Origin of the sequence: Plantactinospora endophytica (assembly GCF_016862915.1) — a bacterium.
Lineage (GTDB): Bacteria > Actinomycetota > Actinomycetes > Mycobacteriales > Micromonosporaceae > Plantactinospora > Plantactinospora endophytica.
The window spans coordinates 500,606-525,869 of record NZ_BONW01000028.1; the positions used below are offsets into that span (position 1 = coordinate 500,606).

Below are 25,264 nucleotides of genomic sequence, written 5' to 3' on the forward strand. Positions count from 1 at the left end.
GAGGTGTCCCGCCACGATCACGTACTCGCCCTCGACATCGGCGGAACCAAGCTCGCCGCCGGGGTGATGGACCGCGCCGGCCAGCTGCGCTCCTTCGTCCAGATCCCGACCCGGGTCGAGGATGGCCCGGACAAGGTGATCGGACGGCTGACCGAGCTGGGCCACCAGGCATTGGCCGGGGCCGGCCGGGACCCCAGCGGGATCGCCGCGGTCGGCATCGGCTGCGGCGGCCCGCTCGACCCGGTGACCGGGCGGGTGCAGGGCCCTCCCGGACTGCCGTACTGGGACGACGTGCCCATCGTCGACCTGGTGTCGGCGGCGTACGACCGGCCGGCCTTCCTGGAGAACGACGGCACAGCCGCCGTGCTGGGCGAGTACCGGTTCGGACCGTGGCGGGACGTGGCCCACATGCTCTACCTGACGATCTCCACCGGCGTCGGCGGCGGGCTGGTCCTGGATGGCCAGGTGTACCGGGGCGCGGCCGGCAACGGTGGCGAGTTCGGGCACGTGGTGATCGACTGGAACGGCCGGCTGTGCGGCTGCGGGCAGCGCGGCTGCGTCGAGGCGTACGCCTCGGGCAGCTCGATCGCGCGCCGGGCGGTCGAGGCGCTGGCCGGTGACGAGCCGTCGTCGATGCGGGGCCTGCCGTCGGTGACCGCCGAGACCGTCTCGACCCACGCGAGACACGGCGACCCGCTCGCCCGCCTCGTCTGGGACGAGACCACGGCCGCGCTGGGCCGCGCCGTCGCCGTGATGATCAACGTGGTGGAGCCCCAACTGGTGGTCCTCGGCGGCGGGGTGACCCGGGCCGGCGACACCCTCCTGCTACCGGTCCGACACGGCGCGCTCTCCCAGGCCATGCGTCCCGCCGGGGCCGCCGCCCGGGTCGAACTCTCCGCACACGGCGACGCGGTCGGCGTGGTCGGTGCGGCGGCCTCGGCATTCCTTCACCTCGACAACGGAGCATCCACGTGAGCAGCAACGGTCAGTATCCGCTCGTCCGGGACCTCGACGACCACCTCGCCGTGGTCGAGTCCGTTCGCGCGCTCGTCGCCGATGTCGAGTCCCTCGCCGCAGAGGTCTGCGCCCGCCTCGGCGACGGCGGCATCCTCTACTCCTTCGGCAACGGCGGCTCGGCCGCCGACGCCCAGCACCTGGTCGGCGAACTCGTCGGCCGGTACCGCCGGGAGCGCAACCCGCTGCCCGCGGTGGCGCTGTCCACCGATCCGACCGTGACGACGTGCATCGGCAACGACTACTCCTTCGACGACGTCTTCGCCCGGCAGCTCGCCGCGCTCGCCCGCCCCCGGGACGTGGTGGTCGGCTTCACCACCAGCGGCCGCTCGCCGAACGTCGTCGCCGGCCTGCGGATCGCCCAGGCGGCGGGCGCGCTGACCGTCCTCTTCACCGGGCGACCCGACCTGGACGAAAAGGCCGACGGCACCGGGCGGCCCGCCCCTGACCCGCTGCCCGCCGCCTGGTACGCCGATCGCGTCATCGCGGTGGGCTCCGCCCGCACCGACCGTGTCCAGGAGGCCCATGTGCTCCTGCTGCACCTGCTCAGCGAGCACATCGACCGGTGGGCGGCCACCCGCCACGAGCCGCTCGACGCCGCGCCCCGGAAGGGATGACCAGCACAGATGCCGAACGCGACACCAGCACCGCAGGGCCGTCGGGCCGCCGTGGTCCCGGCCCAGCCCCGGGCGAGGGCGGGCCGCGCCACCCGCGGCCCGCTGCACATGATCGGCAACGCGCACATCGACGCGGTGTGGCTCTGGCCGTGGCAGGAGGGCTACCAGGAGGCCAGGGCCACCTTCCGGGCCGCCCTCCAGCGCATCGACGAGTACCCGGACTTCGTCTTCACCTGCGACTCCGTCGGCTATCTGGCCTGGGTCGAGGAGCACGACCCGGAACTGTTCGAGGCCCTCAGGGCGCAGGTCCACGCCGGCCGGTTCGAGCTCGTCGGCGGCTGGTGGGTCGAGCCGGACTGCAACATCCCCGGCGGTGAGGGCTTCGTCCGGCACGCGCTGTACTCCCAGCGGTTCCTGGCCGACCGGTTCGGGACGATCGCGTCGGTCGGCTGCAACGTCGACCCCTTCGGACAGAACGCCACCATCCCACAGCTACTGGCCAAGTCCGGGATGGACAGCTACGTATTCATGCGCCCGCAGCCGCACGAGGCCGAGCTGCCCGGGCCGACCTTCTGGTGGTACGCCGCCGACGGCTCCCGAGTGCTGACGTACCGGATCCCGCACGAGTACTGCAGCCCGGAGGGCCACCTGGGCGTGCACGTCGGCAAGGCGTTGGCCCAGCTGCCGCACACCACCGAGCCGCTGATGTGCTTCTACGGCGTCGGCAACCACGGCGGCGGCCCGACCCGGGCGAACATCGACAGCGTGCGCGAGCTGGACAGCGCCGACCAGTACCCCCGGATGCGCTTCTCGACCGTGCGGGCGTTCTTCGACGCGGCGGCCGGTGGGGACCTGCCGGCGTACGCCGGTGAGATCCAGCCGCACGGCGTGGGCTGCTACTCCGCGCACTCCGGCATCAAGCAACTGATCCGGCAGACCGAACACGCCCTACAGGCGGCCGAGAAATGGGCGGCCGTCGCCAGCGCGGTGGCCGGCATGCCCGCAGTGACCGGCGAGCTGGAGCACGCCTGGCGCCAGGTGCTGCTGAACCACTTCCACGACACCGCCGCCGGCACCGCACTGCCCAGCGCGTACGACGACGCGCGCGACCAGCTCGGCGAGGCCCGCGCCATCGCGGCCCGGTTGCAGAACCAGGCGATCCAACGGATCAGCCGGCAGATCGACATCCCCGCCGAGGAGCGGATGGCACCGCTGGCGGTGTTCAACCCGCACCCCTGGCCGGTCCGGACCACCGTCGAGGTCGAGTTCGGCGGCGCGCTCGGCGACGGCACGATCGTGGCCGTCGACGACACCGAGCGGCGTACGCCGGTCCAGGTCGCCCGTTCGACGACGCTGACCGGCGGTCGGCGTCGGCTGGTCGTACCGGTGGAGCTGCCCCCGCTCGGCTACCGGCTCTACCGGCTCCGTCCCGACCACACCCCGCCGGCGGCCCCGCCGGGCGACGACGCGACGGTGCTGGAGAACGAGCACCTGCGGGCGGTCCTCGACCCGGACACCGGGTGGCTGTCCAGTCTGGTCGACAAGGCGACCGGCACGGACCTGATCGCCGGCGACGCCGCCCGGGCCGGTCACGCGGTGGTGCTGGACGACCCCACCGACACCTGGGGGCACGGGGTGGTCTCCTACCGGGACGTGATCGCGACCTTCACGCCGACGTCGGTCCGGTGGCTGGAGCGCGGCCCGGTGCGGCAGGTGCTGCGCGTCCGCAGCAGCTACCTCGGGTCGACGTTGACCGAGGATCTCGTGCTGGCCGCCGGGGCGCGGACGCTGGAGGTGCGGGTCACCATCGACTGGCACGAGCGGCTGCGGATGCTCAAGCTCCGGTTCCCCACCGGCCTGACCGGCGTCACCGCGACCCACTCGATCCCGTACGGCCACCTGGAACGTCTCGCCGACGGGCACGAGGCGTGCAGCCACACCTGGGTGGACGTGTCGGGCACCGTCGCCGGGCACCCGGCCGGACTCTCGGTGCTCAACGACGCCAAGTTCGGCGTGGACGTGGCCGACGGCGAGATCGGCCTCACCGCGCTGCGCAGTCCTCCATACGCCTGGCACACCCCGCTGCCGCTGCCCGCCGACGCCGACGACTACGAGGTGATGGATCAGGGGGTGCAGCGGTTCACCTACCGACTGCTGCCGCACACCGACGGGTGGCGGGCGGCCGGCACGGTACGCGCCGCCGCCGAACTCGACCAGCCGGCGGTCGCCCTGCTGGAGTCGTACCACGACGGGCCGCTGCCCGAGCAGCGCTCGTTCGCCACCGTCTCCAACGCCGACAACGTGGTGGTCACGGTGGTCAAGCAGGCCGAGGACGGCACGGGCGACTACGTGGTACGCGGGTACGAGACGGCCGGCAACCCCGCCCGGGCCACCATCGACCTGCCGTTCCTCGGTCGTACCGTGACCGCCGAGTTCGGCGCACACGAGATCAGGACGCTGCTCGTCCCGCGTTCCCCCGATCGTCCCGTCGTCGAGGGTGACCTGCTGGAACGGCCGCTCGCCCCGCCCGCCGGGGACCCCGCGCCGCCGGACGGACCCCCGGCGGCGCGGGACCGGCCGGCGGTGGACGACACGCCGGTGCCGGCGGACGAGCCGACCTGATGGCGGCGAGCTGGTGGGACGAGGCGCGGCTGACCGTCAGTGGACTCGACCCGACGCTGTTCGAGGTGGAGCTGTGTCGCGGGGCGGCCGGGACCGAGGCGGGCGGTGTCCGCGTCACGGTCGGCATCACCCACCGGGGCGTCGTGCCCGTGGAGGCCCGGCTGCGGGTGTCGGCCACCCTGGCCGACGCCGACGACCCGTACTGGCTCATTCCCGGGCTGTTCTACGGCGAGAACCGGCCGGCGGGCAACGAGCGGCTCTACCCCCGCTTCGCCCGCGCCGCCGACGAGCCCGCCGATCCGGGACGCTTCGTCTCGCCCGCCTGGAGCTTCCGGGCCGACCGGGCCGCCACCCCGGTGGTCTTCGCCTGGGGAGCGTCCGCTGGACTCGCCCTGGCCGTCGATGAGCGCAGCACGCTCGGCCTGACCGGACTCGGCTTCAGCCACGACGGCGACACCGCGCGCCTGCACGCGGACTTCCCCGCCGTCGAGGCACCGGTCAGCTATGTCGGTGGTCCGCAACCCGCAGTGGCGCTGGCGGAGACCCATCGCTGGCAGCCAGGCGAGCGGCACGAGGTCGAGTTGTGCCTGTACCAGCTGCCCGCCGACCGGCACAGCTACCCGCCGGTGCTGCGCGAGCGGCACGCCCGGTACGCCGCCGAACCGCCGCGCCCCTGGGTCGACGTGGCGCAGGCGGCGGAACTGGCCGCGTACGGGCTGCACCGCTGGCACTTCCGACCCGAGCCGGCGGTGCTGCTGGAGACGGCGGCGTTCGACCGCGAGTTCAACGACAACGTCCGGGGCCAGGGTGATCGGGAGGCGATGCACGTCGCCTGGATCAGCGGAATCCCGTACGCGTACGCGCTGCTGGCCCACGGCCGCCGGCGCGGCGACGGCGAGTACGTCGCGGCGGGCACCGCCGTCATCGACCACGTCTGCGCCAACCTCGCCCCGGCGGGGACCTTCTGGGGGCAGTGGACCGCCGCGCACGGCTGGGGGCAGAGCTGGACGCCGGTCGACGGCGGCCTGCACGCCCGTACCCTCGGCGAGGCGACCCTCTTCCTGCACCGGGCCGACCGCGCCGAGCGGGCCGCCGGCGTCGAACACCCCGACTGGCTGGCCGCGACGCGCAGCAACCTCGACGTCGCGGTACGCGGCCAGCGGGCGGACGGCAACTTCGGTGGGCTGCTGCACGCCGAGGACGGGCGAGTGCTGAGCTGGCTGGGCAGCGCCGGGCTGACCTGGGTCGCCGCGCTTGCCGAGGCGCACGATCTCGACCCGGGCTACCTGCCCGCCGCCCGGCGCGGCGGCGAATACTACGCCCGCTTCGTACGGGAGGAGTTCCTGCACGGCGCGCCCGAGGACGTCGACCTGGCACCGACGTCGGAGGACGGCTACGCCGCCATCATGGCGTACCTGGCCCTGTGGCGGGCCACCGGGGAGGAGCACTGGTTGGCGCTCGCCCGACACGCCGCGGACTGGATGCTGACCTTTCGGTACAGCTACAACGTGCACTTCGCCGAGCACACCCTGCTCGGGGCGTACGGCTTCCGCAGCCGGGGAGCGGACCAGGCGTCTCCCAGCAACCAGCACCTGCACGCGTACGGGCTGATCTGCCTGCCCGAGATGGTCGAACTTGCCGCCGCCACCGGTGACCGCTACTACCTGGACCGTACCCGCGAGAACCTGGCGTGTTTCCGCCAGTTCATCGCCCGCGCCGACGGCGACTTCAATGCCTATCGGGGGATGGCCAGCGAACGGTATTACCAGACCGCCTGCTTCCAGGCCAAGGGCATGCTGCTCACGCTGTCGCACGCGTGGAGCGTCGGCGTGCTGCTGCTCGGCTGCGAGGCCGCCCTGAGCATCCCGCAGGCCGACTGGGATCCGCCCAGCCGACGCCGTCGGGGACCAGGGCGGTGACCACCGCGCGTGGACGCGCCGAACAGCGGTAGGCCAGGGAGGGGAGGCCGCCGCCATCGCCCGACGCGATGAAGCAGCACGAGAGTGAGGACGAGAGCAGCGTCCACCGCGAGCTACGGCTCGCACTCACCTACGACCCCGGGCAAAACAAAATCAGCGTCGAGGCCAAGCCCGACGCTGATTATTGTGGGGTAACTGTACGTGTCCGAGGGGTGAGTTGAACTCTGACTACATCATCAGAATCGTCGCCGACCTGCGCTTATCCTGATTGTCGCAGGTCGGCGGCTTGCAGAGCGGCCAAGACCGCGATGGCATCTCCGATCCAGGACGCTCGGCCCTGTCAGGGTGCGGTGATCGACTGGGAGTGACGGAAGAAGTTGTTCGGGTCCCAGCGGGCCTTGACCAGTTGCAGCCTCGGGTAGTTCTCCTTGTAGTAGAGCCGGTACCAGGGAACTCCGGAGCGGTTGATCGCCGGGTCCGTGATGTCCGGGTCGGGAGCGCTGACGTAGCAGCCGTCGGTCTGGTCGTTGGGGACAGGGTAGCCACCGGTGCTGGCGAACAGCGCCCCGTAGGCATCGCGCAGGAACCCGACGTGCACGCTGTCCTCTGCCGGGTTCAGCCAGAAACCTTGCAGCGCCGCGAGGAAGGCCGCATCGCGGTGGGCGGTCGCGGTGGCGCCGGGCGGTACGGTATTGATCTTCCCGCCGCCATAGCCCGCAAGCTGCAACACCACGTTGGGGTTGGCATAGTCGGTCCGAGTCAGCTGTCCGTAGAGCGCCGCGAGCTGTGCGTCCGTGAAGCTCTTGCGCATGAACGCGGTCTTGATGCCGCTGCGCAGGGTCGGGTTGCCGGTCAGGGTCGGGTTGGCAGTGCCGATCACCTTGACAGAGTCCAGCCATGACATCTTCTGCGACTGGAACGGGCCGGTCACGCCGGTGTCGCGGATCATCGCGGCAACGTAGTCGGCCAGCAACTGGCTGGCGTTCGACAGCCCGGCGTCGATCTCGGTGAAGACCGTGATGTTTCCACCCGCACGGTGCGGAATCAGCATCTGGCTGCACGCCGCCGTATACGGGGAGTCGGCTGCGGCGTTCTGCTCGTGCCAGACGCCGTAGTTGCGCACCAACGTGGTGAACTTCGCCTGGTCGAGTGAACTCCACGGCACTGTTACGACGTTGAGCAGAACGTCCTTTGGCGGAGCCGGCAATGCTGTCGTGGGGGAGTCGCCAGTGGCGTCAGGAGAACGAAACCAGAACCTCGTGATGACGCCGAAGTTGCCCCCGCCGCCGCCTGTGCACGCCCACCACAGATCGTGGTTGGGGTCCGCCGGGCTGCGTGAGGCGACCACGCGGCGTGCGACCTTGTACTTGTCGACGACGACCATCTCGACGGCCTCGATGTGGTCGGAGACGAGACCGAACCTGCGCGACAGCATGCCGTAACCGCCGCCGGTGGCGTGGCCGCCGATGCCGACGTCAAGACAGATTCCGGCCGGAAGGGTGACGTTCCATCCCTTGTAAAGGGCGTTCTTCACATTTCCGAGAAGGGCGCCACCTTCGACCACGAACGCCTTGCGCGTGCTGTCGAAGTAGACCTTGTCCATCATGGACATGTCGATAATGATCTTTGTGTCCATGTTGTAGACGAAGTCAGCGAAGCAGTGCCCACCGCCTCGAATGGATACGCGCTTGCCGGCGTTGACGGCCTCTTGGACGACCGCGACGACTTGGTCCGTCGACCCGACGAGGCGTACAGACTCGGGCCTGGCGACCCACCGCTGGTTGTTGCCCACCACGAGTTCGGCGTAGCGAGGATCACTCTGGGTCACGCTCGCCGGCCCGAAGGTCGGGCCATAGGCGCCTCCGCCGTTCTCGCTGGCCGCAGCCAATGGGGCGGCCATGGCCGGGCCACCTGCGGCGAGTCCTACGGCGGCGGAACCCGCCGCAGCCACCGTGCCGGTCAGTATCGTTCTTCTGCTAATCACGGCCATACGCGTGTCCTCCGATGAGTTCCGGTGTTTCTCGTAGGCGTTTCGGCCGTCGGGCGGTTTAGCGCGCGGAATGTCTTTGCGCTTCGCAACGTGACCCGGCGGCGCCTGGCCCCTACTGAAGCCAGATCGTGTCTAGAACGTGACCCGTGCCAAACGGACGCACAACGCACCCAGGCACTACGGCTCGCAGTCGCCTGACAGACGCGGATTTCCAGTGGCGTGGTCAGACGAGCTCAAACGAAAAGGTGCGCCCTCCTAGGTTCTTGCTCCGCGTTCCGCAGCTACTGAACCAGACTCGACCGAGCGTATTCAAATTCCCTACATCCGACATACATGGCGAGGCTCGTAGGCTGACTCGATGGATGCTTCGTCGAGACCAGCTATCGCAGCACCGCGTCGAGGGCGAGCAGCGGACTCGGCGAATCTTCCGACATCGGTTCGTCGGCCACGTGACGTTCCGTTACGACGACCCGTCGTCGGCCGAGTGCGCGCATCCGCTTCTACAGACGACAGGACGTTTGCTCGACGGACCATCTGGACACCTGTCCGTCATGTTCGATGGCTTCCTGGACGAGCGGATCGACGTCGGGGACGTGGAACTCCGAGTTCGGCATGCCGGACGAGGCCGTCCGGTTCTTCTCATCCACAGACATCCGCGTACCGGATCGACCTGGCATCGGGTCGCACCGCAGCTGGTTGAACGGGGATTCACCGTCGTCTGTCCGGACATGCGCGGCTACGGGCAGTCGGGGAAGGCGCGCATCCTCCCCGACCACTCGCAGCAGTCCAAGCGAACCGTGGCCGCAGACCTCGGCCGGCTGATGAACGCTCTGGGCCACCCCAGGTTCGCCGCCGTCGGGCACGACCGCGGCTCCTACGTGGCGCTGCGCCTGGCACTGGACCATCCCCACGCAGTCAGCCGCCTGGTCGTACTCGACGGCGTGCCGATCAGTGAGGCCCTCGCCCGGTGCGACGCCGCGTTCGCCCGGGCCTGGTACCACTGGTTCTTCTTCGCCCAGCCCGACACGCCGGAGCGGGTGATCAACGCCGATCCCGACGCCTGGTACGCGAGCAAGGCGCGACCGGAAAGCATGGGAGCCGAAAACTATCAGGAGTTCCGGCAGGCCATCCACAACGCAGCCACGGTGCGCGCGATGCTGGAGGACTACCGCGCCGGCCTCGGAGTCGACCGGGAGCATGAGGAAGCCGATCGGCGCGCCGGTCGCACCGTAGGCTGTCCGACGCTCTTCCTCTGGTCGACGCGGGACGACATGGAGAACCTGTACGGTGACCCGCTCGCGATCTGGGCGGCGTGGGCCGACGATCTCCGTGGCCATCCGATCGAGTCCGGACACCACGTCGCCGAGGAGAATCCCGACGACCTGACCACGGCGCTGCATGACTTTCTTGCCTGACAGTCTCGCTCCGCCCATCGTCCTCTGATGCCGCCATACGCTCGCGGCTCGGACGACACGACAGGAAGTCACCACTAGTAACCGGGATCTCGGCTCGACTCAGGCAGCGATAATCACTGAGCCTCTTCCAACCTCACCGCGAAAATGACGAACGCCGCCGGCGACGCTCGCTTGCCGCCCAACCCATCTCAAGATCGAAGATTCGTGGTGCTGGGACAGCCACCCAAGTGTGGGGCCTTAAGGAGGCCGCTGTCGGACTTGTCGATGGTCTCGTGCCCCGCCGCGCGGCGGTTTCCGCAGCCTGGGCCGGGCGTGTGGGAACCGCCGTGCCAACGAGCGTCGACTGGAGTTCGGCCGCCGTCGCACGCCTCCGGTCAGTACACCTCCAGTCCCCAGAGCGAGTAGCCCCACTGGGTGCCCCGGACGGTGGCGTGCACCCGGACGTACCGTCCGCTGGCGGCCAGTCGGAGGTCGTCGACCCCGCCGTCGCCGCCCGTCACCGTGCTTACGGTGGCCCACCTCTGCCCGTCGGTCGAGGTCTGGATCTGGTACGTCCGCGCGTAGGCCGTCTGCCAGCGCAGCAGCACCCGGTTGACCGGACGTACGGCCCCGAGGTCCACCCGGATCCACTGTGGATCCGCGAACGCGCTGGACCACGCCGAGAGCGAGTCCCCGTCCACGGCGTTACGGGCCGCCAGGTCCGAGGTCTCCTGGCTGGAGGCGGTGACCGGACGGTTGCGGGCCAGGTCACCGGTGACGGCGGCACCGGGCCAGCCGGGCGCCCGACCGACCGCGTCGAAGATCGGTATGGACGCGCCGTACGTCGGCGCCGGCTTCGGGGTGCCCCAGGTCCGTTGCGCCAGCCCTCGGAGTGGATCCCGGAGCACCGTCGCGACCGTCTCCGGTCGTTCCCGCTCGGGTACGTCGCACCAGACGTGCAGGGTGGAGCCCAGGTTGCGGGTCGAGTCGGTGATGACGGTGCCGCCCTCGAAGGTGTCCACCGTCCACGACCCGTTCAGATAGGCGTTGTCCGGCCGCGCTCCCGTGCCGATGACGTAGTAGGTCGGTGTCCAGCTCGCGTTGAGCACGGTGTGTCCCCGGTCGAGCAACTGCTGCGGAGTCAGGCCCAGGTCGTCCCAGTACTCCACCACGATGTCGCTGTCCGGCATGATGGTGCCGTCGCCGGCCCTGATGCCGTCGTTCCACATCCGCATGGTCTTGCCGGCGGCCCGGACGATGTCGTTGGCCCAGTTCACGAAGCCGTAGTAGGTGTCCTTGGCGGTCGCGTTGGCGCCGTAGTTCGCCCGGGCGTAGCTCAGTAGTTGCGGATAGTCGGCGTAGTTCGTCACGTACTCGTCCGCGCCGACGTGCCAGTAGGGTGCGGGGAACAACTCCATCGCCTCTGTGATCAGGTCCCGCATGAGGGCGTACGACTCGGGCTTCGACAGGTCGATGAAGGAGTTGTGCACCGCGCCGGTCCGACTGCGCAGCTTCAGATCGGGGTGGGCGGCGAGCACCGCGTCCAGGTGACCGGGCATGTCGATCTCGGGCACGATCGTCACCTTGTACCGGGCGGCCAGCGTCACCAGATCGCGGATCTGCTGCTTGGTGTAGTGCTGGGCCGAGACGACCTCCGGGTGCAGGGTGCTCTCCAGCCGGAACCCGAGGTTGTCGGACAGGTGCAGGTGCAGGTAGTTCAGTTTCGCGTACGCCAGGTCTTTGATGTGCCAGCGCAGCCAGTCGACCGTGAAGTACTTCCGGCCGACGTCGATCATCACGCCGCGCTCCCGGTACGCGGGCCAGTCCCGGGCCGTGCCGTACGACACCGTCGGACCGGTTCGGAACAGTTGCAGCAGCGTACGGGTGCCGTAGAACGCCCCGGTCTCGCCGTTGGCGCTGATCGTGGCTACGCAGTCCACGGTCAGTCGATAGCCCTCGGTGCCCAGCGAGGCGTCGGCGGCGCCGAGCTTCAGCACCACGTCCCCGCAGGCGGGAACCACACCGACCGGAACCACCGCCGGGGTACGCCCGAGCACCTCGGCCAGATCCTCGGCGAAGGTGGCCGCCTCGTCCAGCAGGGCGGGTTCGGCGACCAGCCGGGAGGCCGCCCCGAACGCGTACTGGCCGGTGCCGGGAGTCCACTCCCGCAGTGCCGGTATGGTCGTCGGCGGCGTGCCGATCCCCGCTCCGTACGCCTCCACCTCGGCGAACTGAAGGACGTGGTCACCGTTCTGGTCGGGCCGCAACCTGCTGCCGCTGATCCGGAGGTAGCGGGCGGAACTGGCCGGGAACGTGAACGACTGGGCGGCAGCGGTCGGCCGGGCGTAGTCGACCCGGGTCGCCACGGTCGACCAGGCGAGGCCGTCGGTCGAGACGGCGATGGTGAAGTCGATCGGGAAGCCGAGGCCGACGTTCGTGCCGTCCGACCGGGCGAAGAGGTCGACCCGGTCCAGCGGGTACGCGGTACCGAGATCGAGCCGCACCCACTCGGTGTGGTTCACCGTAACGTTCGACCAACTGCTCCAACCGGCCGGCCCGCGTACGCCGTCGGTGGCGGCGCCGATCGTCCAGCCGCTGCCCTGGTAGTTGGACGAGGCGGCGACCGCCGCGCCGAGCGCGACGTTGCGCGGCGTCGCGGCGGCGGACCCGGCCCGGTCCGGCGCGGCCTCGGCCGGGGCGGGTGCCGGGCTGGTGACCGGGGCCAGCATCGCCCCGGCGAGCAGTGCCGTCAGGGCCAGAGTTCGGGCTGAGCCGGCCCGTAACGGTTGCCGGAACCTGTTCCGGACAGCGTGGTGTGCGGCGTGTGCCATGGGTTTGTCACCTTCCTCGTTACCAGTCCCCGTGCGACGGGACGCCGGTCCTGACCCTGTCCGCGATGGCGTGGTGCTGCGGCGGCGGCCAGGTATCCGGATCGTCCAGGCGGAACTCGGGTCCGTGTTCGGGTGGGCGCCCGGTCGCTGCGGCCGGTCGGGGTGACTTCGGTAGTCGTAGTACCCGGTCGGAGCGGATGCGGCCCAGCAGCACGACCGGCAGGTCGGCCATGACGTAGGCGAGTCGGTGCACCCCCTGACCGGCGTCGAAACCGGTCAGGGGGCAGTCACCGCGTCTTCCGGAGGATTTCGACCGGGAGAGCCCGGAGTGGGCGGGCCTGGTCGACTGCCTGTCCGGTGGTGGCTATCGGAGGTTGAGCCAGCTGCCCCAGGTGCCGTTCGGGCTGGCCTGCCACGCTGAGTACAGCGCCCCGTCGCCGCCGATGACGAACGCCTGGAGCCGACCGTCGGCGTTGGGCGCGACGGCCAGGTCCATTGACAGCTGGTTTCCGCCGAGGCCGGCCCAGGCGGACCAGCTTCCGTTCGCCGCGACCTGCCATTTGTGGTACAGCTTGCCGTCGCCACCGATCGCCAGGACCTCCATGCGGCGGTCGGCGTTCACACCGACGGCCGGGGCGTGCAGGTCCGTGCCGCCCAGGTTCGCCCACGCGGACCAGGTGCCGTTGACGGCGGTCTGCCAGATGGAATAGAGAGCCCCGTCGCCACCGACGACGAATGCCTGGAGGCGGCCGTCGGCGTTCCGCTCGACTGCCAGGTCTGTGGTGAGGTCGGAACCGCCGCGGGCGGCCCAGTCCGACCAGTCGCCGTTCGGTGTGGTCTGCCATTTGTGGTAGAGCTTCTTGTCGCCACCGATGGCGAGTACCTCCATGCGGCCGTCGGCGGCCGGGGCGACGACCGGGGAGTGGAGTTCGGTGCCGCCCAGGTTCTTCCAGGGCGACCAGGCGCCGTTCACCGTGAGCTGCCAGGTGGAGTAGAGGGCGCCGTCGCCACCGACGATGAAGACCTGAAGCCGGCCGTCGGCGTTGCGGCCGACCACCAGGTCACTGGTGAGGCTGGTGCCGCCCCGCGCCGCCCAGTCCGACCAGTCGCCGTTCGGCGTGGTCTGCCACTTGTGGTAGAGCCGCCTGTCACCGCCGACGGCGAACATCTCCAGGCGTCCGTCGGGCGCGGCGGCGACCACCGGCGCCCGCAGGTCCGTGCCCCCCAGGCTGCGCCAGTCGCCGAAGGAGCCGTTCGGCGTGGTCTGCCATCTGCTGTGGATGGCGCCGTCACCGCGGACGGCGAAGGTCTGGAGGCGGCCGTCGGCGTTGTTGCCGACGGCCAACCGGCCTGGCAACTGCTGGTCGTCGGAATCGCGATCCCAGGCTGCGGTGGCCAGTCGGGCGCCGTTTCCGGCTTCCTCCCCGTAGCGCGCCGGAAACGCCGAAACCTGTACGGCCTGACACACCTCTCCCACGGGGGCGGTCAGCCACCCCTCGTTCGGGTACTTCGACAACATCCCGTTCAGGAAGGCGTTCGTGGAGTAGATCGGGTCCTGCACCTGGCTGGGAGTGCCCCAACCCTGGCTCGGCCGCTGTTGGTAGAGCCCGAGGCTGTCCCGGTCCCCGTAGTCCAGGTTCCGGATCCCGGTCTCCACGATGGTGGTGGTGATGGCGATCGTCGCCGCCCGCAGCGGCAGGTTGCGTGACTTGACCACCCCCACGATGACCCGGACACACGCCGCCCGTACGGCGTCGAACGTGGTTTGCAAGCCGTTGTTCAGCGTGGGTCTGAGCCGGGCGGCGAACGCGGCGTCAGCGGCGGTCGGGGCGGCGACGGTGCAGTTCGGCACGATGGCGGCGAAGGCGGGGGGCGCGGCGGCGGTGATCAGTCCTCCGGCGAGGATCGATCCGACGATCAGACCGCCGAACAGACGGCGGCGACCGGTACTTCTGCGCACAAGCAACTCCTTCTGGTGCGGTGCCCGGCGATGCGGCCACCGGTGAGATGTGGGAAGTTCCGCCGGCACCGGGTCGCCCGGTCCCGATGGCCGGACGAACCGGTGCCGGCGTGGGCCACGATCGGATCGCGTGGTGCGCTATCCGAGGTCGAGCCAGTTGCCCCAGGAGCCGTTCACGGTGGTCTGCCAGATGGAGTAGAGGTCTCCGTCGCCGCCGATCACAAATGCCTGCAACCGACCGTCGGCGTTTGTCCCGACCGTCAGATCGGTGGACAGTCCTGTGCCGCCACGACCGGTCCAGGCCGACCAGACGCCGTTCGGCGTGGTCTGCCACTTGTGGTACAGCCGGCCGTCGCCGCCGATCGCGAGCAGCTCCATCCGCCCGTCCAGCGACGACCCCGCCACCGGCGAGTGCAGATCGGCGCCGCCGAGGTTGCCCCACGCGGACCATGAGCCGTTCACGGTGAGTTGCCAGATCGAGTACACCGCGCCGTCGCCACCGACCACGAAGACCTGCAACCGACCGTCGGCGTTACGCCCGATCGAAATCTCGCTGGACAGATTGGTGCCGCCGCGAGACGCCCAGGCCGACCACGTGCCATTCGGTGTCGTCTGCCACTTGTGGTAGAGCTGACCGTCGCCGCCGATAGAGAACATCTCCAGCCGTCCGTCCGCGGACGAACCGACCACCACGGCCTTCAATTCGGTGCCGCCGAGGTTGCCCCAGGCGGACCATGAGCCGTTCAGGGTGAGTTGCCAGATCGAGTACACCGCGCCGTCGCCACCGACCACGAAGACCTGCAACCGACCGTCGGCGTTACGGCCGATCGAAATCTCGCTGGACAGATCGGTACCACCACGGTCGGTCCAGCCGGTCCAGTCGCCGTTCGGTGTCGTCTGCCACTTGTGGTAAAGCCGACCGTTGCCGCCGATGGAGAACATCTCCAGCCGTCCGTCCGCGGACGAACCGACCACCGGTGCCCTCAGTTCGGTGCCACCCAGATCCCGCCAGGGGGAGAAGGTGCCGTTCGGCGTGAGCTGCCAGGTGCTGCGTACCGAGCCGGCGCCGGTTGTCGCGAAGGCTTGCAGCCGACCGTCCGCGTTGTTGCCCACCGCCAACCGGTCCGCGCGGATGTCGATCGAGTTTCCACAGTTGTTACTGACCCGATTGACCGAGTACTCCGCGTTGTCGTGCGTGATTCCCGACGGAACGCCGTCAAACCATGACTCGACCTTCACCCGGTCCCGCTGCTGCTCGAAGTGCAGGTGAGGGCCTGAGGATCTGCCGGTGCTGCCGACCTTGCCCAACTGGTGGCCGATGGACACGCGTTGCCCGACACGCACCATCGGCGGTTCGATCATGTGTAGGTAGAGGGTCTGCCATCCGTCGCCGTGATCGATCCGTACGTAGTATCCGCCGCCGGTTCCCATCGGGCCGGTGGGATTCGACGGAGTCCGGCCACCCAGGGTGCCGTCTATGCCCGCGGCGGCGACCCGGCCGCCGAACGAGGCCAGGATCGGGCGGCCCCAGGCGGTACCGCTCTGCGGGGTCATGTCGATGTCGTAGTCGTCGTGTCCGACGTACGTCGCGAGGCGCCAGGTCTCCGCGCAGGTAACCGGCAGCTGGAACATCGGCCGAGGCCCGGCCGCATCGGCCGGTGTGGGGGACCACGTCGATCCCACGAGCCCGACGACCGCGACAGTGAGCACACCGAGCGCGCCCCTGACGAGTCGGCGGGCCAGTTCTGGTACTGACAAGGACTTCTCCTTCTGAAACAGACACGGCCGCTCAGCCGCGCGAATACACCCCCGAAGGGCGCGACGACACCGGTGGATCTCCTGGCCAGCCGACATACCTGGCGTCGAGTCACCCGGTCGTGGCCGGCACCAACCGCCCGGCATGCGGAAGTCTCTAGACACCACCTTGTCGGCGGCTACTCGTGCACTATCCAGACGCCTGCCTCCGATGCCCGGAGCCCGTCGGGGCCATCCCAGGCTTCCGCGCGCCGGATCGCCCGGCGTCCGGATCGGAGCCTCCGCCGACCACGGGACGGTACGGAGTCGCGCCCGCGTCGCCGCCGTCACGAGCCCGCTACGGTGGCAGGTAACCCCTGTTGGCCGGGTGTTCATCGGCAAAAGTCCCGCCCGACCCGGAGATCGTCGGGATAGGCTCGCCTGACTTGCGGGGGAGGCAGGCGATGCGGTTCAGCATTCTCGGACCGGTTCAGATGATCGTGCCCAGTGGTAACGGGGTGTCGCTCGCTGCGCCTCGGCATCGCGCCTTTCTGGCGTACCTTTTGCTGCACGCTGACCGGGTCGTGACGCCGAGACAGATGGTGGAGGCGTTGTGGGGCGGTGCCGAGCCACACTCGGCGAGGACCCAGATTCATGTGGTGGTGTCCCAGTTACGTCGCGCGCTCCGGGAGCACGGAGTTGAGGACCTGATCGACACCCAGCCGGGCGGCTACCGCCTCGTACTGGGAGAGAACGAGTTGGACGCCAAGATCTTCGACCGCGAGATGGCGGCGGCACGCAACGACGCGGATCGCAGGGAGTGGGCGGGGTCCGCCAGCCGGTTACGTACCGCGCTCGGCATGTGGCGTGGTCAGGCGCTCGCCGAGATCACCGCTCCGTACGCCGAGTCGACCCGGTACCGACTCCACGAGGAGCGGTTGAACGCGTACGAGCTGCTGGCCGAGTCCGAACTCGAACTGGGACGGCACGACATGCTGATCTCGGGCCTGCGCCGGCTGGTCGAGGAGCATCCGTCGCGGGAACGCCTGGTCTGTCACCTGATGCTGGCGCAGTACCGCGCCGGCAGGCGTACCGAGGCACTGGAGACCGCCCGGCGGGCGCGGACCCTGCTGGTCGAGGAGCACGGTCTCGATCCAGGCGCCCGGCTCACGCTGCTGGAGAAGGCGATCCTCAACGCCGACGCGAGTCTGGACCTCAGGCGGGAGGCCGTCCGCGCCGCCCCGGCCCACGACACCGGCCAGGCTGTCCAGCCACCGGCCGCGACCCACATGGCGATCGTGACACCGGCCCAGCTACCGCTGGACCAGCGCGACTTCATCGGCCGTGACCTGGAACTCGCTCGGCTCTCCGCGCTGGCCGCGGCCGGGAACGGACTCTCGCTGGTGCTGGTCACCGGGATGGCCGGGGTCGGCAAGACCGCCCTGGTGGTGCACTGGGCACACCGCCATCGCGACCGGTTCCGCGACGGGCAGCTCTATGTGGACCTGCGCGGGTTCGATCCGGCCCGGGCGCCGGCCACTCCGCTCGACGTGCTGGGGCGCTTCCTACGGGCGCTCGGGGTCCCGCCGGGCGCGATCCCGGACGAGGTCGACGAGGCGGCGGCGCTGTTCCGGTCCCGACTGTCGGACCGACGCGTGCTGATCGTGCTGGACAACGCCCACGACGCCGAGCAGGTACGACCGCTGTTGGCGGGGTCGCCGGACTGCGCCGTCCTGATAACGAGCCGTACGCAACTCCGTCCACTGCTCGCCCGTGAAGGCGTACGCCTGCTGGAGCTCGACCCGCTCGCGCCGGACGAGGCGCACGACCTGCTCCGGGCGATCCTCGGCGAGCGGATCGACGACGGGACTGCGCTCGCAGTCCGCGATCTGGCCCGGCACTGCTCCTACCTTCCGCTGGCGCTGCGCCTGGCTGCGGCGCAGCTCGCCTGCCAGCGGCATCTGACCGTCGCCGGTTACACGGGACAGATGGCCGCCTGTGACCCGCTGTCGGTCCTCGACTCCCGGGGCGCTGATGACGAGGGGGTCAGTCTCGCCTTCAGTCTGTCGTATCGAGCGTTGGGCGGGAGCGCACGGCGACTGTTCCGCCTGCTGAGCCTCGTACCCGGCCCGGACTTCGCGCCACCGGTGGCCGCCGCGCTCCTGGGGGAAGCGCCGGCCGGCGTCCGGCGCCCGCTCGACGAACTCCAGTCCGCCCATCTGATCACGGGACACCGCCCCGGCCGGTTCCTGATGCATGACCTGCTGCGCAACTACGCCACCACCTGCCTGACCGAGGAGACCACGGCCGAGCGGACGGCGGCGGCCCGCCGGCTGGTCGACTTCTACGCCCAGACCGTCTTCGACGCGTATCCGCTCCTCCAGCCCCGACGGTCGGAGGGAACGCGTGACCGTGTTCAGCCGCCGGTCGAACCACTGCTCTTCGCCGAGCGGACGGCCGCGCTCGACTGGCACGACCAGGAACGCGAGCATCTGGTCGGGGTGGTGGAACTCGCCGCCGAGCAGGGCTGGCATCGTTGCGCCTCGGAGCTGGCCGCAGACCTGATGGCGTATCTGAACATTCGCCGCCGATGGTCGGACTGGCTGGCGGTGCTCCGGATCGGCCGGGCCTGCGCGGAGAAGACCGGGAACGTGGCGGCGATGGCACAGCTCGAAAACGCTTTCGGCATCGTCCACAAGCAGACCGGACAGTACGCGGCCGCCCGGAAACACTACGTTCAGGCGATCGAGTTGGCCACGATGGCGGGACGGGATCGCATGGTGGCCGCGTTCAGGGTGAACCTCGGCGGGCTGTGCATCAACGAGGGAGACTTCGACGCCAGCGTCCGATACCTCCGGGCCGGTCTCGCCAGCCCCACCTACGGCCAGCGGCCACAGTACGCCTGCGCCGGATACATAAACCTGGGCTGCGCCCTGCTCGAACTGGAGCGGTACGCCGAAGCGGTCGAGGCGTTGCAGACCGCGCTCGACCTGTCGCTCGAGGTCGACGACATCCAGCACGTATGCCTGGCCCACCACAACCTCGCCGAGGTTGCCCTGCGGCGCGGCGATCGGGCGGTGGCGCTGCACCACGCCGGTCGCCAACTGGAGCTGGCCGTGGAACTCGGCGACCCGTTGCGCACCGCCGCCGCCCGCGACCAGTACGCGTCGGCGTTGGCGCCGGTCGACCTGCCGGCGGCCCGGGACCACTGGCGGGCCGCGTACCAGGTCTACCAGGACCTCGGTCACGGACTCGCCGGTGTACTGGCGGAGTGGCTGCGGGTGTTGGACGGCTTCCACGACGCCGCCGAGCTGGCCGCCGCCGACGACGCCCATCGCCGCCACGCACGCCGGATGCTGTGACGATGCCGGATGCTGCGACGCCACGTCCGTGGTGGGACAGAGGCCGGTAGGCGGGCACGGTCGGCCTCGTTGACCGGGCCGACCGATCCGCACCGACCGATCCGCATCCGAAAGGCATACCGGAACAGGACCCGCACGACAGGATCATGGACGTCAGGATGGCCATCAATACGCGCCCGACGTCACACATAACCGCACTTCGCGGGCCATGACCGAGGTACGGGCACCAGAACCGGCAGGACTGGCGGCACTAATCAGCCTGCCGGTTGTTCTTCCTGTTCGCGGGTCCGAGCAGGCGGTTGGCTGGGAGCATGAAGCCAGTCTTTCGCAACGCTTTCCGAGTGGTCGCTGCCGGCCTGCTCGGACTGTCCACAGTGGGCGTGGTCGCGATCAGCGGGACAGCGTCGGCCGCACCGCCGGTGACCTCCGCCGACCTGTCACCGGTGGTTCGCGCCCGGATGGCGGCCCAGGTGCCGCTGATCGACGCGGCGAGCGTCATCCGGTCGGCTGTCGAGGCCGGCCAGCCACGCGGCTACGCCGGGCTCGGGTTGGTCAAAGGCCACGTCACGCTGTGGTGGAAGGGCGCCGTCCCAGCCGACGTCACCCGGGCTGTGGACAGCGCCCGGCGGATCGCCGAGGTCAAGGTCGAACCGGCCACGTACTCCGGCACCGAGCTGAAGACCGCCGCAGCCAAGGTGAGCCGCGTCGTCGCCTCCGACCCGACCGACGCCGCACACACCGTACGGATCAAGACGGACGGCAGCGGCCTGGAGGTCGCCGTCGACACCTCAGCCGGTGCCAAAATACCGGCTCTGCCGAACACCGGCGTCAAGACCCACAGCGTCGCGGCGAAGAAGCCGAAGCTGCACGCCACCCGCGACGACGACGAGGCTCCCTGGAACGGCGGCGCGGGCATCTCGCGGGACGGACCCGGCGTCGACTGCACCGCCGGGTTCGGGGTTCGCCATGCCGGCACCAACACACCGTACGTGCTGACCGCCGCGCACTGCGGCGAGCTCGGATCGTTGTGGTCAGACGGCGTCAACGATCCGATCGGGACGATGGTGCAGCGGCACGTCGACCACGACACCGCACTGATCAGTGCCGAGTCGGCGGGTAAATACATGTACGTCGGCGGCCAGTACGACGAGACGAAGGTGCCGGTTGTCGGCTGGACGCAGGTCTTCCCCGGGCAGCTGCTGTGCCAATCCGGTTACACCACTTCCTGGGTGGTCGGCCACCCGATCTGCAACCTCGAGGTCCAGTTCCACTACACCGACCGGCAGGACCTGGTCGAGGCCACCCAGCTGGACGGTTTGGAGTCCGGTTACGGCGGGGACAGCGGCGGCCCGGTCTACATGGTGAACCCGGACGGCTCGGTGTTGGCCGCCGGCACGCACACCAGCGGCGCCGGGCCGGGCATCGGCTTCCAGGACTTCGCGACGGCCCGCGCCGACTTCGGTGACATCGTGCCGGTCGACAACTCGGGCACCGCCAGCACCTGCCGGGTGTCCTACCAGGTCACCAACAGCTGGCCGGGTGGCTACACGGTGAACGTGACCCTCTACAACTCCGGCTCCGCGATCAACGGCTGGCGGCTCAACTGGGACCTGGGCGCCGGCAGCACCGTCACCATTCCGTGGAACGCCGCGACCAACCAGTCCGGTGCCACGGTGACCGCATCCAACCTGGCCTACAACGCGACCATCCCGGCCGGCGGCGCGACCACCTTTGGATTCAACGCATCCGGCACGCCCAACACCCCCGCTTCGTTCACCCTCAACGGGCAGACCTGCGCCTGACCCACCTCGGGGGCAATCGCATCCGATCTGCTGTTTTCGGCTGATCCGCTGCTCATAAATCCGGTCTGTTGTTCATGGACCCGGTCGGCGAAAGCCGGCCGGGTCCGCTCGCCGTTCCCGGCCGATGTTTGTCGCTGCAGCCCGTTCGTGGCCCATATCGTCGAACTCCTGGTAGTGCTGCGGCGTAATGCGGTGGCGTCGGATGGCGTACAGCGGACCGCAACCTGGTGTCGCAGCAAAAGGATCTCGACCTCTTTGAACCGCTCGCCGCGCAACGCGAGCACGATCTACTGCATGATCTGATACAGGATCAGGTACCCGCACGACAGGATCATGACGTCATGATGGCCATCAACACGCGCCCGACGTCACACAAAACCGCACCTCACGGGCCATGACCGAGTTTCCGAACGGTACAGGCTCGGCATCCCGGCCGCCGACCCCAACGCCGTTGTGGCCGCGCTAATCGAACACGATTTCCACATCACTTGCGCCATTGGCGGAACGCTGAATCACCAAGATCCCCACCTGGTCGGCGATACACCGGTCAATCCACACCAGCGCCGAGCGGCAAAAACATCCACCGAGCCACCTTCGGCGGCCGTGAAGACCACCCGTGGGGGGTTAACGTGTCCGAGGGGCGATCGATACCGCAACCCCACCATCGGCACGCCCGGACACTGACACCGGTGGCCTGTCCGGGCTGCGCGGCCGTGACGGCCCGGGTGCACGGGTATCACCAGCGGACCCTCGCGGACGTGCCGGTCGATGCCCGTCCGGTGGTGCTCCGGGTGCGCGTACGTAGGCTGGTGTGCCCGGCCCGGGGCTGCCGTCGTACGTTCCGGGAACAACTGCCCGGGGTCCTGAACCGCTACCAGCGCTGCACGCCCCGGCTGGTCTCCCAGGTCGGTGCGGTGGTGCACCAGTTGGCCGGCCGCGCTGGCGCGCGGGTGTTGTCGGCCCTGGCGGTAGCCGTGTCCCGACACACCGCCCTGCGGGCGCTGCTGCAAGCGTGATCACTCTCGCCATGATCGACAACCTCGCCAAGCGCCTCACCACCGAAACCACCCCAACCTGGTGATACGGCTAAACCCATACAACAGGCAAAGTACGTGAATCAGATGCCCATTTAGACGACAGTCGACCGCCGGGGACCTTGCATCGACGAACGCACTCACCGAGAAGTACAGACCGGCCCGCACCACGAGGGTGCGGGCCGGTCGAGGCTCGACGAAAACGCTATCCGAAGATCGAGTTTGCCCACTCGGGGTGGTCGACGAACGGGTTCCGGTTGCGCTGGTAGTTGCTGTAGATCAGGTCGTTTCGCCGCCGCTCGAACGAGTCCGGCGGGTCCTGCGCGTTCCACTGCAGCAGCGTGGACAGCTTGCCGTGCCGGGGGCCGGACCCGCCGCTGGTCGCGTGGTCGGCCTCGAGGTCGGGGAAGGAGTCGCCACCCTCGTAGCGCACGGCCATGTAGAGGATCATCCGGGCCACATCGCCCTTGACAGCGGCCCGCGGCTCCCACGAGTCGGAGTCCGTCTTGTTGCCCGGCGCGCTCGGGACCGCCGTACCCCCGTTGTCGAAGTCCTTGTTGCCGCGCGTGGCGTTGACCTGGACGTCTTCGGGGCGGAGGTGGTGGAGGTCGGTGCCGGGTCCGGTGCCGGTGCCGAAGTCGCCGTGCGACTGGGCCCAGACGTGCTCGCGGTTCCAGTTGCCGGTGTTGCCGCCGTTGAGCGACTTCGATCGGCTTATCCCGGAGTAGAGCAGGATGACGTTGTTGGAGTTGGCCGGGTCCTGGTCGGTCACCTTCAGGGCGTTCCAGACCGCGTCGTAGTTCACCGCCGTGTCACCGGTCGTAATGATCGTGTGCAGCGCGTTCTTCAGGCTCTCGCCGGTCTTGCCGGCTGCGGCCGCGTAGTACGGCTCGAGCGGCCCGCCGGAGGAGGGAGGCGCGGTCGTCGGCGGGGTGGTGCCACCGCCGAGGATCATCGAGGTCGGCGACTTGAGCCCGGCGTGGGCGAAGTATGCCTCCAGCGAGCCGGTCACGGTGATCGTGCGGCCCATCAGGCTGGGGTTGGACTGCAGTCCGAACTGGGTGCGGTAGGCGGCGGTGATCTGTACGTACAACATGGAGTTCGTGTTGGTCGTGCCGCTGCTGTCGGCCAGGGCGAGCGCGGTGTCGCCGGTGAAGCCGCTGCGGATCACGGTGTTGGTCGCGGTCGGCTGCCCCACCACGTATCCGGTGACGGTGCCGCTGCTGCCCTGGCCGCTGATCGCCTGAGCGACGGTCATCGATGCGGCTGCCTGGACGGACGGCACCCCGACCAGGGTCACGGCCAGGGCGAGGACGGCGAGGACGATGGGCGTGGTCGCCGCCAATAGACGCCGATTGGACAGCTTTCCAGACATACGAACTCCGCTCACGGGGATGCCACATCGACGATCTTCAGAGTACGGGCGCCGGCGCGCCGGAAGCCCATACCAGCTACGTCATACGCGACCACCCGCAGGCACAGCACGGCGAGCGCCGATCAATCCAGGGCATGAATACCGGTTAAACCGTTTTCCGCTGTTCGAGATCGTTCGGGTTCGTTCGCGGCCGTACCCGGTGGAGACCCAGCTGCAACGATGATCGCGCATGGCTCGGCACGCGGCTCGCCGAACCTGACTACGGGGAGGTAGCGGTGCACAGCATCGAAATTTCCGGCCCGATGGTCGCGAGCGGCGCGTCGTCGAAGCAAGTCCGCACGATCCTCGTCATGCATCCTGTTGATGCCGCAGCGCACCGTCGCGCGTCGGCGCATCGGCGAGGAACTCTGGGGGCAGCAGCCACCGCAGTCGGCGGCGGGCATCTGCGCAATCATCTCAGCGCGCTGCGAAGCTGGCTGGGCGCCTACCTTCTCGCGCCGGTCCAACTGGACAGCCGCAGCGGCGGAAGGTTGACCATCACCGAGATCCCCACCTGGGCGTCGACGCACCGGTCACCCGCGATCCCGCACGGCGCCGAGCGGCAGAAACCTCAGAAGCCTCCGCCGAGCCACTCACGGCGGCCATGAAGACCACTCGTGGGGGTTAACGTGTCCGAGATACCGTAGCCCCACATGGGACAGGGCCCGAAGCGGCGACGCTTGTGGATCTTGAGGCAACGCCACGACCCCCAAGACCGCTCCGTCATGCTCAGGCCCAGCCACAGCAGCAGCCGGTCAAATGCGCATCCCTGCTCCAGAATCTCGCCGCGTCACATTCGGAAGGCGGCCCGGCGCCCATAGAGGTCAGCACCCGGACGCAGCCTCCACAGGTCGATCGGCCCACCAGGCTCGACCTCCACCGCGTCCATCGCCCCACGGCTCGCCGGTCGACGGACTCGTGACCTGACCGGCCGACTGGGTCACTTGATCGTTCCCACCCTGCCACTGAGCAGCCCGGCACCAGCGGCCGGTCATGGCCTGCAAGGGTCCAGGAGGCCAAGCGGCGGTAGCTAGCTGCCCTTCTCGCCCGCTGGGCATCGCCGTGCCCGACCCGGGCGCCCTTCTCTGAGGCCGACTCGGGCTCGTCGTACCGCGACCGTATGTTGTGAGCATGGGTTGGACAGACGTCGACCGGGACGCGGTAATCAGGGTGATCGCGGAGCATGAGAAGGTCGGGCGACTGCTGGGTGCTGAGGGGGCAGCAGCCGGCCGCCGTCCTCCGCTCGTGCTGATCGCCCCGTCCTACGGCAATGCCGCCACACGAAGGCGGTTCCACGACACCCTCGCGGAGCCGGTCGACTTCCTTGTCGAGGAGTTGCGTGATGTCCTCACCGACGACGAGACGCAAACGCTGCTCTCCCTACATCCCGAGCGTACCGCCCGGTTCTGGGGCGCGCTCGCCAGTCATAACAGCATCATCGATCGTCTGCAGCAGGGCGACGTCATCGTCTTCACCGGGCAGAACCGGGTGCAGGCGATCGGCACCCTAGGCTGTCGGTTGCGCAACGAGGCCCTAGGCCGTGTGTCGAAGTCGGTCACAGCCACTCGGTT

At 69.4% G+C, this 25,264-nt stretch carries 14 protein-coding genes and 2 pseudogenes; 10 read left to right on the plus strand and 6 right to left on the minus strand.

The window, feature by feature from the left end; translation table 11 throughout:
* The first annotated feature begins 3 nt into the window (after positions 1 to 3).
* The 4 genes from Pen02_RS28080 to Pen02_RS28095 are packed head-to-tail and all read left to right on the plus strand — an operon-like array spanning position 4 to position 6,172.
* Positions 4 to 975, plus strand: coding sequence for an ROK family protein (locus Pen02_RS28080; protein ID WP_203869107.1), 972 nt, complete (start codon positions 4 to 6; stop codon positions 973 to 975).
* The gene (locus tag Pen02_RS28085) at positions 972 to 1,631 is read left to right on the plus strand and encodes a D-sedoheptulose-7-phosphate isomerase (RefSeq protein WP_203869108.1); all 660 of its coding nucleotides are present in this window, start codon (positions 972 to 974) and stop codon (positions 1,629 to 1,631) included. Before Pen02_RS28080 ends, Pen02_RS28085 begins: the two co-directional genes overlap by 4 nt.
* A 9-nt stretch (positions 1,632 to 1,640) precedes the next feature.
* Positions 1,641 to 4,253 (plus strand): alpha-mannosidase, encoded by a 2,613-nt coding sequence (locus tag Pen02_RS28090; RefSeq protein ID WP_203869109.1) that lies wholly within the window; start codon positions 1,641 to 1,643, stop codon positions 4,251 to 4,253.
* Positions 4,253 to 6,172 carry a YyaL domain-containing protein gene (locus Pen02_RS28095; RefSeq protein WP_203869110.1) on the plus strand — a complete coding sequence of 640 codons (1,920 nt, stop codon included), beginning with the start codon at positions 4,253 to 4,255 and terminating at the stop codon, positions 6,170 to 6,172. The genes Pen02_RS28090 and Pen02_RS28095 overlap by 1 nt, the downstream gene beginning before the upstream one ends.
* A gap of 340 nt (positions 6,173 to 6,512) precedes the next feature.
* Here Pen02_RS28095 and Pen02_RS28100 read toward each other — a convergent pair whose 3' ends face one another.
* Positions 6,513 to 8,072 carry an FAD-binding oxidoreductase gene (locus Pen02_RS28100; RefSeq protein WP_203869111.1) on the minus strand — a complete coding sequence of 520 codons (1,560 nt, stop codon included), beginning with the start codon at positions 8,070 to 8,072 and terminating at the stop codon, positions 6,513 to 6,515.
* 539 nt (positions 8,073 to 8,611) lie between these two features.
* Between Pen02_RS28100 and Pen02_RS28105 the strand changes: the two genes are divergently transcribed.
* Positions 8,612 to 9,577: an alpha/beta fold hydrolase gene (locus Pen02_RS28105; RefSeq protein ID WP_239141387.1), complete on the plus strand. Its 966-nt coding sequence runs from the start codon at positions 8,612 to 8,614 to the stop codon at positions 9,575 to 9,577.
* A 374-nt stretch (positions 9,578 to 9,951) separates the two neighbouring features.
* On the opposite strand, the gene Pen02_RS28110 is transcribed toward Pen02_RS28105, so the two are convergent.
* The 4 genes from Pen02_RS28110 to Pen02_RS28125 form a co-directional block, all read right to left on the minus strand.
* A complete protein-coding gene (locus Pen02_RS28110; RefSeq protein ID WP_203869112.1) occupies positions 9,952 to 12,387 on the minus strand; it encodes a family 20 glycosylhydrolase in 2,436 nt (811 codons plus the stop codon).
* A gap of 19 nt (positions 12,388 to 12,406) precedes the next feature.
* On the minus strand, positions 12,407 to 12,667 hold the full coding sequence (locus tag Pen02_RS28115) for a transposase (RefSeq protein WP_275413615.1): 261 nt from the start codon (positions 12,665 to 12,667) through the stop codon (positions 12,407 to 12,409).
* An 84-nt stretch (positions 12,668 to 12,751) separates the two neighbouring features.
* Positions 12,752 to 14,347 (minus strand): PLL family lectin, encoded by a 1,596-nt coding sequence (locus Pen02_RS28120; protein ID WP_203869113.1) that lies wholly within the window; start codon positions 14,345 to 14,347, stop codon positions 12,752 to 12,754.
* A 138-nt stretch (positions 14,348 to 14,485) separates the two neighbouring features.
* Positions 14,486 to 16,432, minus strand: a complete 1,947-nt coding sequence (locus Pen02_RS28125) for a DUF8189 domain-containing protein (RefSeq protein ID WP_239141389.1) — start codon at positions 16,430 to 16,432, stop codon at positions 14,486 to 14,488.
* A gap of 143 nt (positions 16,433 to 16,575) precedes the next feature.
* On the opposite strand from Pen02_RS28125, the gene Pen02_RS28130 reads away from it, so the two are divergent.
* The 3 genes and pseudogenes from Pen02_RS28130 to Pen02_RS28140 all read left to right on the plus strand — a co-directional run.
* The gene (locus Pen02_RS28130; protein ID WP_275413616.1) at positions 16,576 to 19,443 is read left to right on the plus strand and encodes an AfsR/SARP family transcriptional regulator; all 2,868 of its coding nucleotides are present in this window, start codon (positions 16,576 to 16,578) and stop codon (positions 19,441 to 19,443) included.
* Positions 19,444 to 19,784: 341 nt separating this feature from the next.
* Positions 19,785 to 21,245, plus strand: coding sequence for a cellulose binding domain-containing protein (locus Pen02_RS28135; RefSeq protein ID WP_239141393.1), 1,461 nt, complete (start codon positions 19,785 to 19,787; stop codon positions 21,243 to 21,245).
* A 683-nt stretch (positions 21,246 to 21,928) separates the two neighbouring features.
* Positions 21,929 to 22,255, plus strand: a pseudogene (locus tag Pen02_RS28140) (transposase family protein); the annotation flags it as partial.
* A gap of 229 nt (positions 22,256 to 22,484) precedes the next feature.
* Here Pen02_RS28140 and Pen02_RS28145 read toward each other — a convergent pair.
* A complete protein-coding gene (locus tag Pen02_RS28145) occupies positions 22,485 to 23,654 on the minus strand; it encodes an endonuclease (RefSeq protein WP_203869116.1) in 1,170 nt (389 codons plus the stop codon).
* Positions 23,655 to 23,929: 275 nt separating this feature from the next.
* Here Pen02_RS28145 and Pen02_RS28150 point away from each other — a divergent pair, with 275 nt between their 5' ends.
* Positions 23,930 to 24,301, plus strand: coding sequence for a hypothetical protein (locus Pen02_RS28150; protein WP_203869117.1), 372 nt, complete (start codon positions 23,930 to 23,932; stop codon positions 24,299 to 24,301).
* A gap of 523 nt (positions 24,302 to 24,824) precedes the next feature.
* A pseudogene (locus Pen02_RS28155) lies at positions 24,825 to 25,264 on the plus strand (hypothetical protein); the annotation flags it as partial.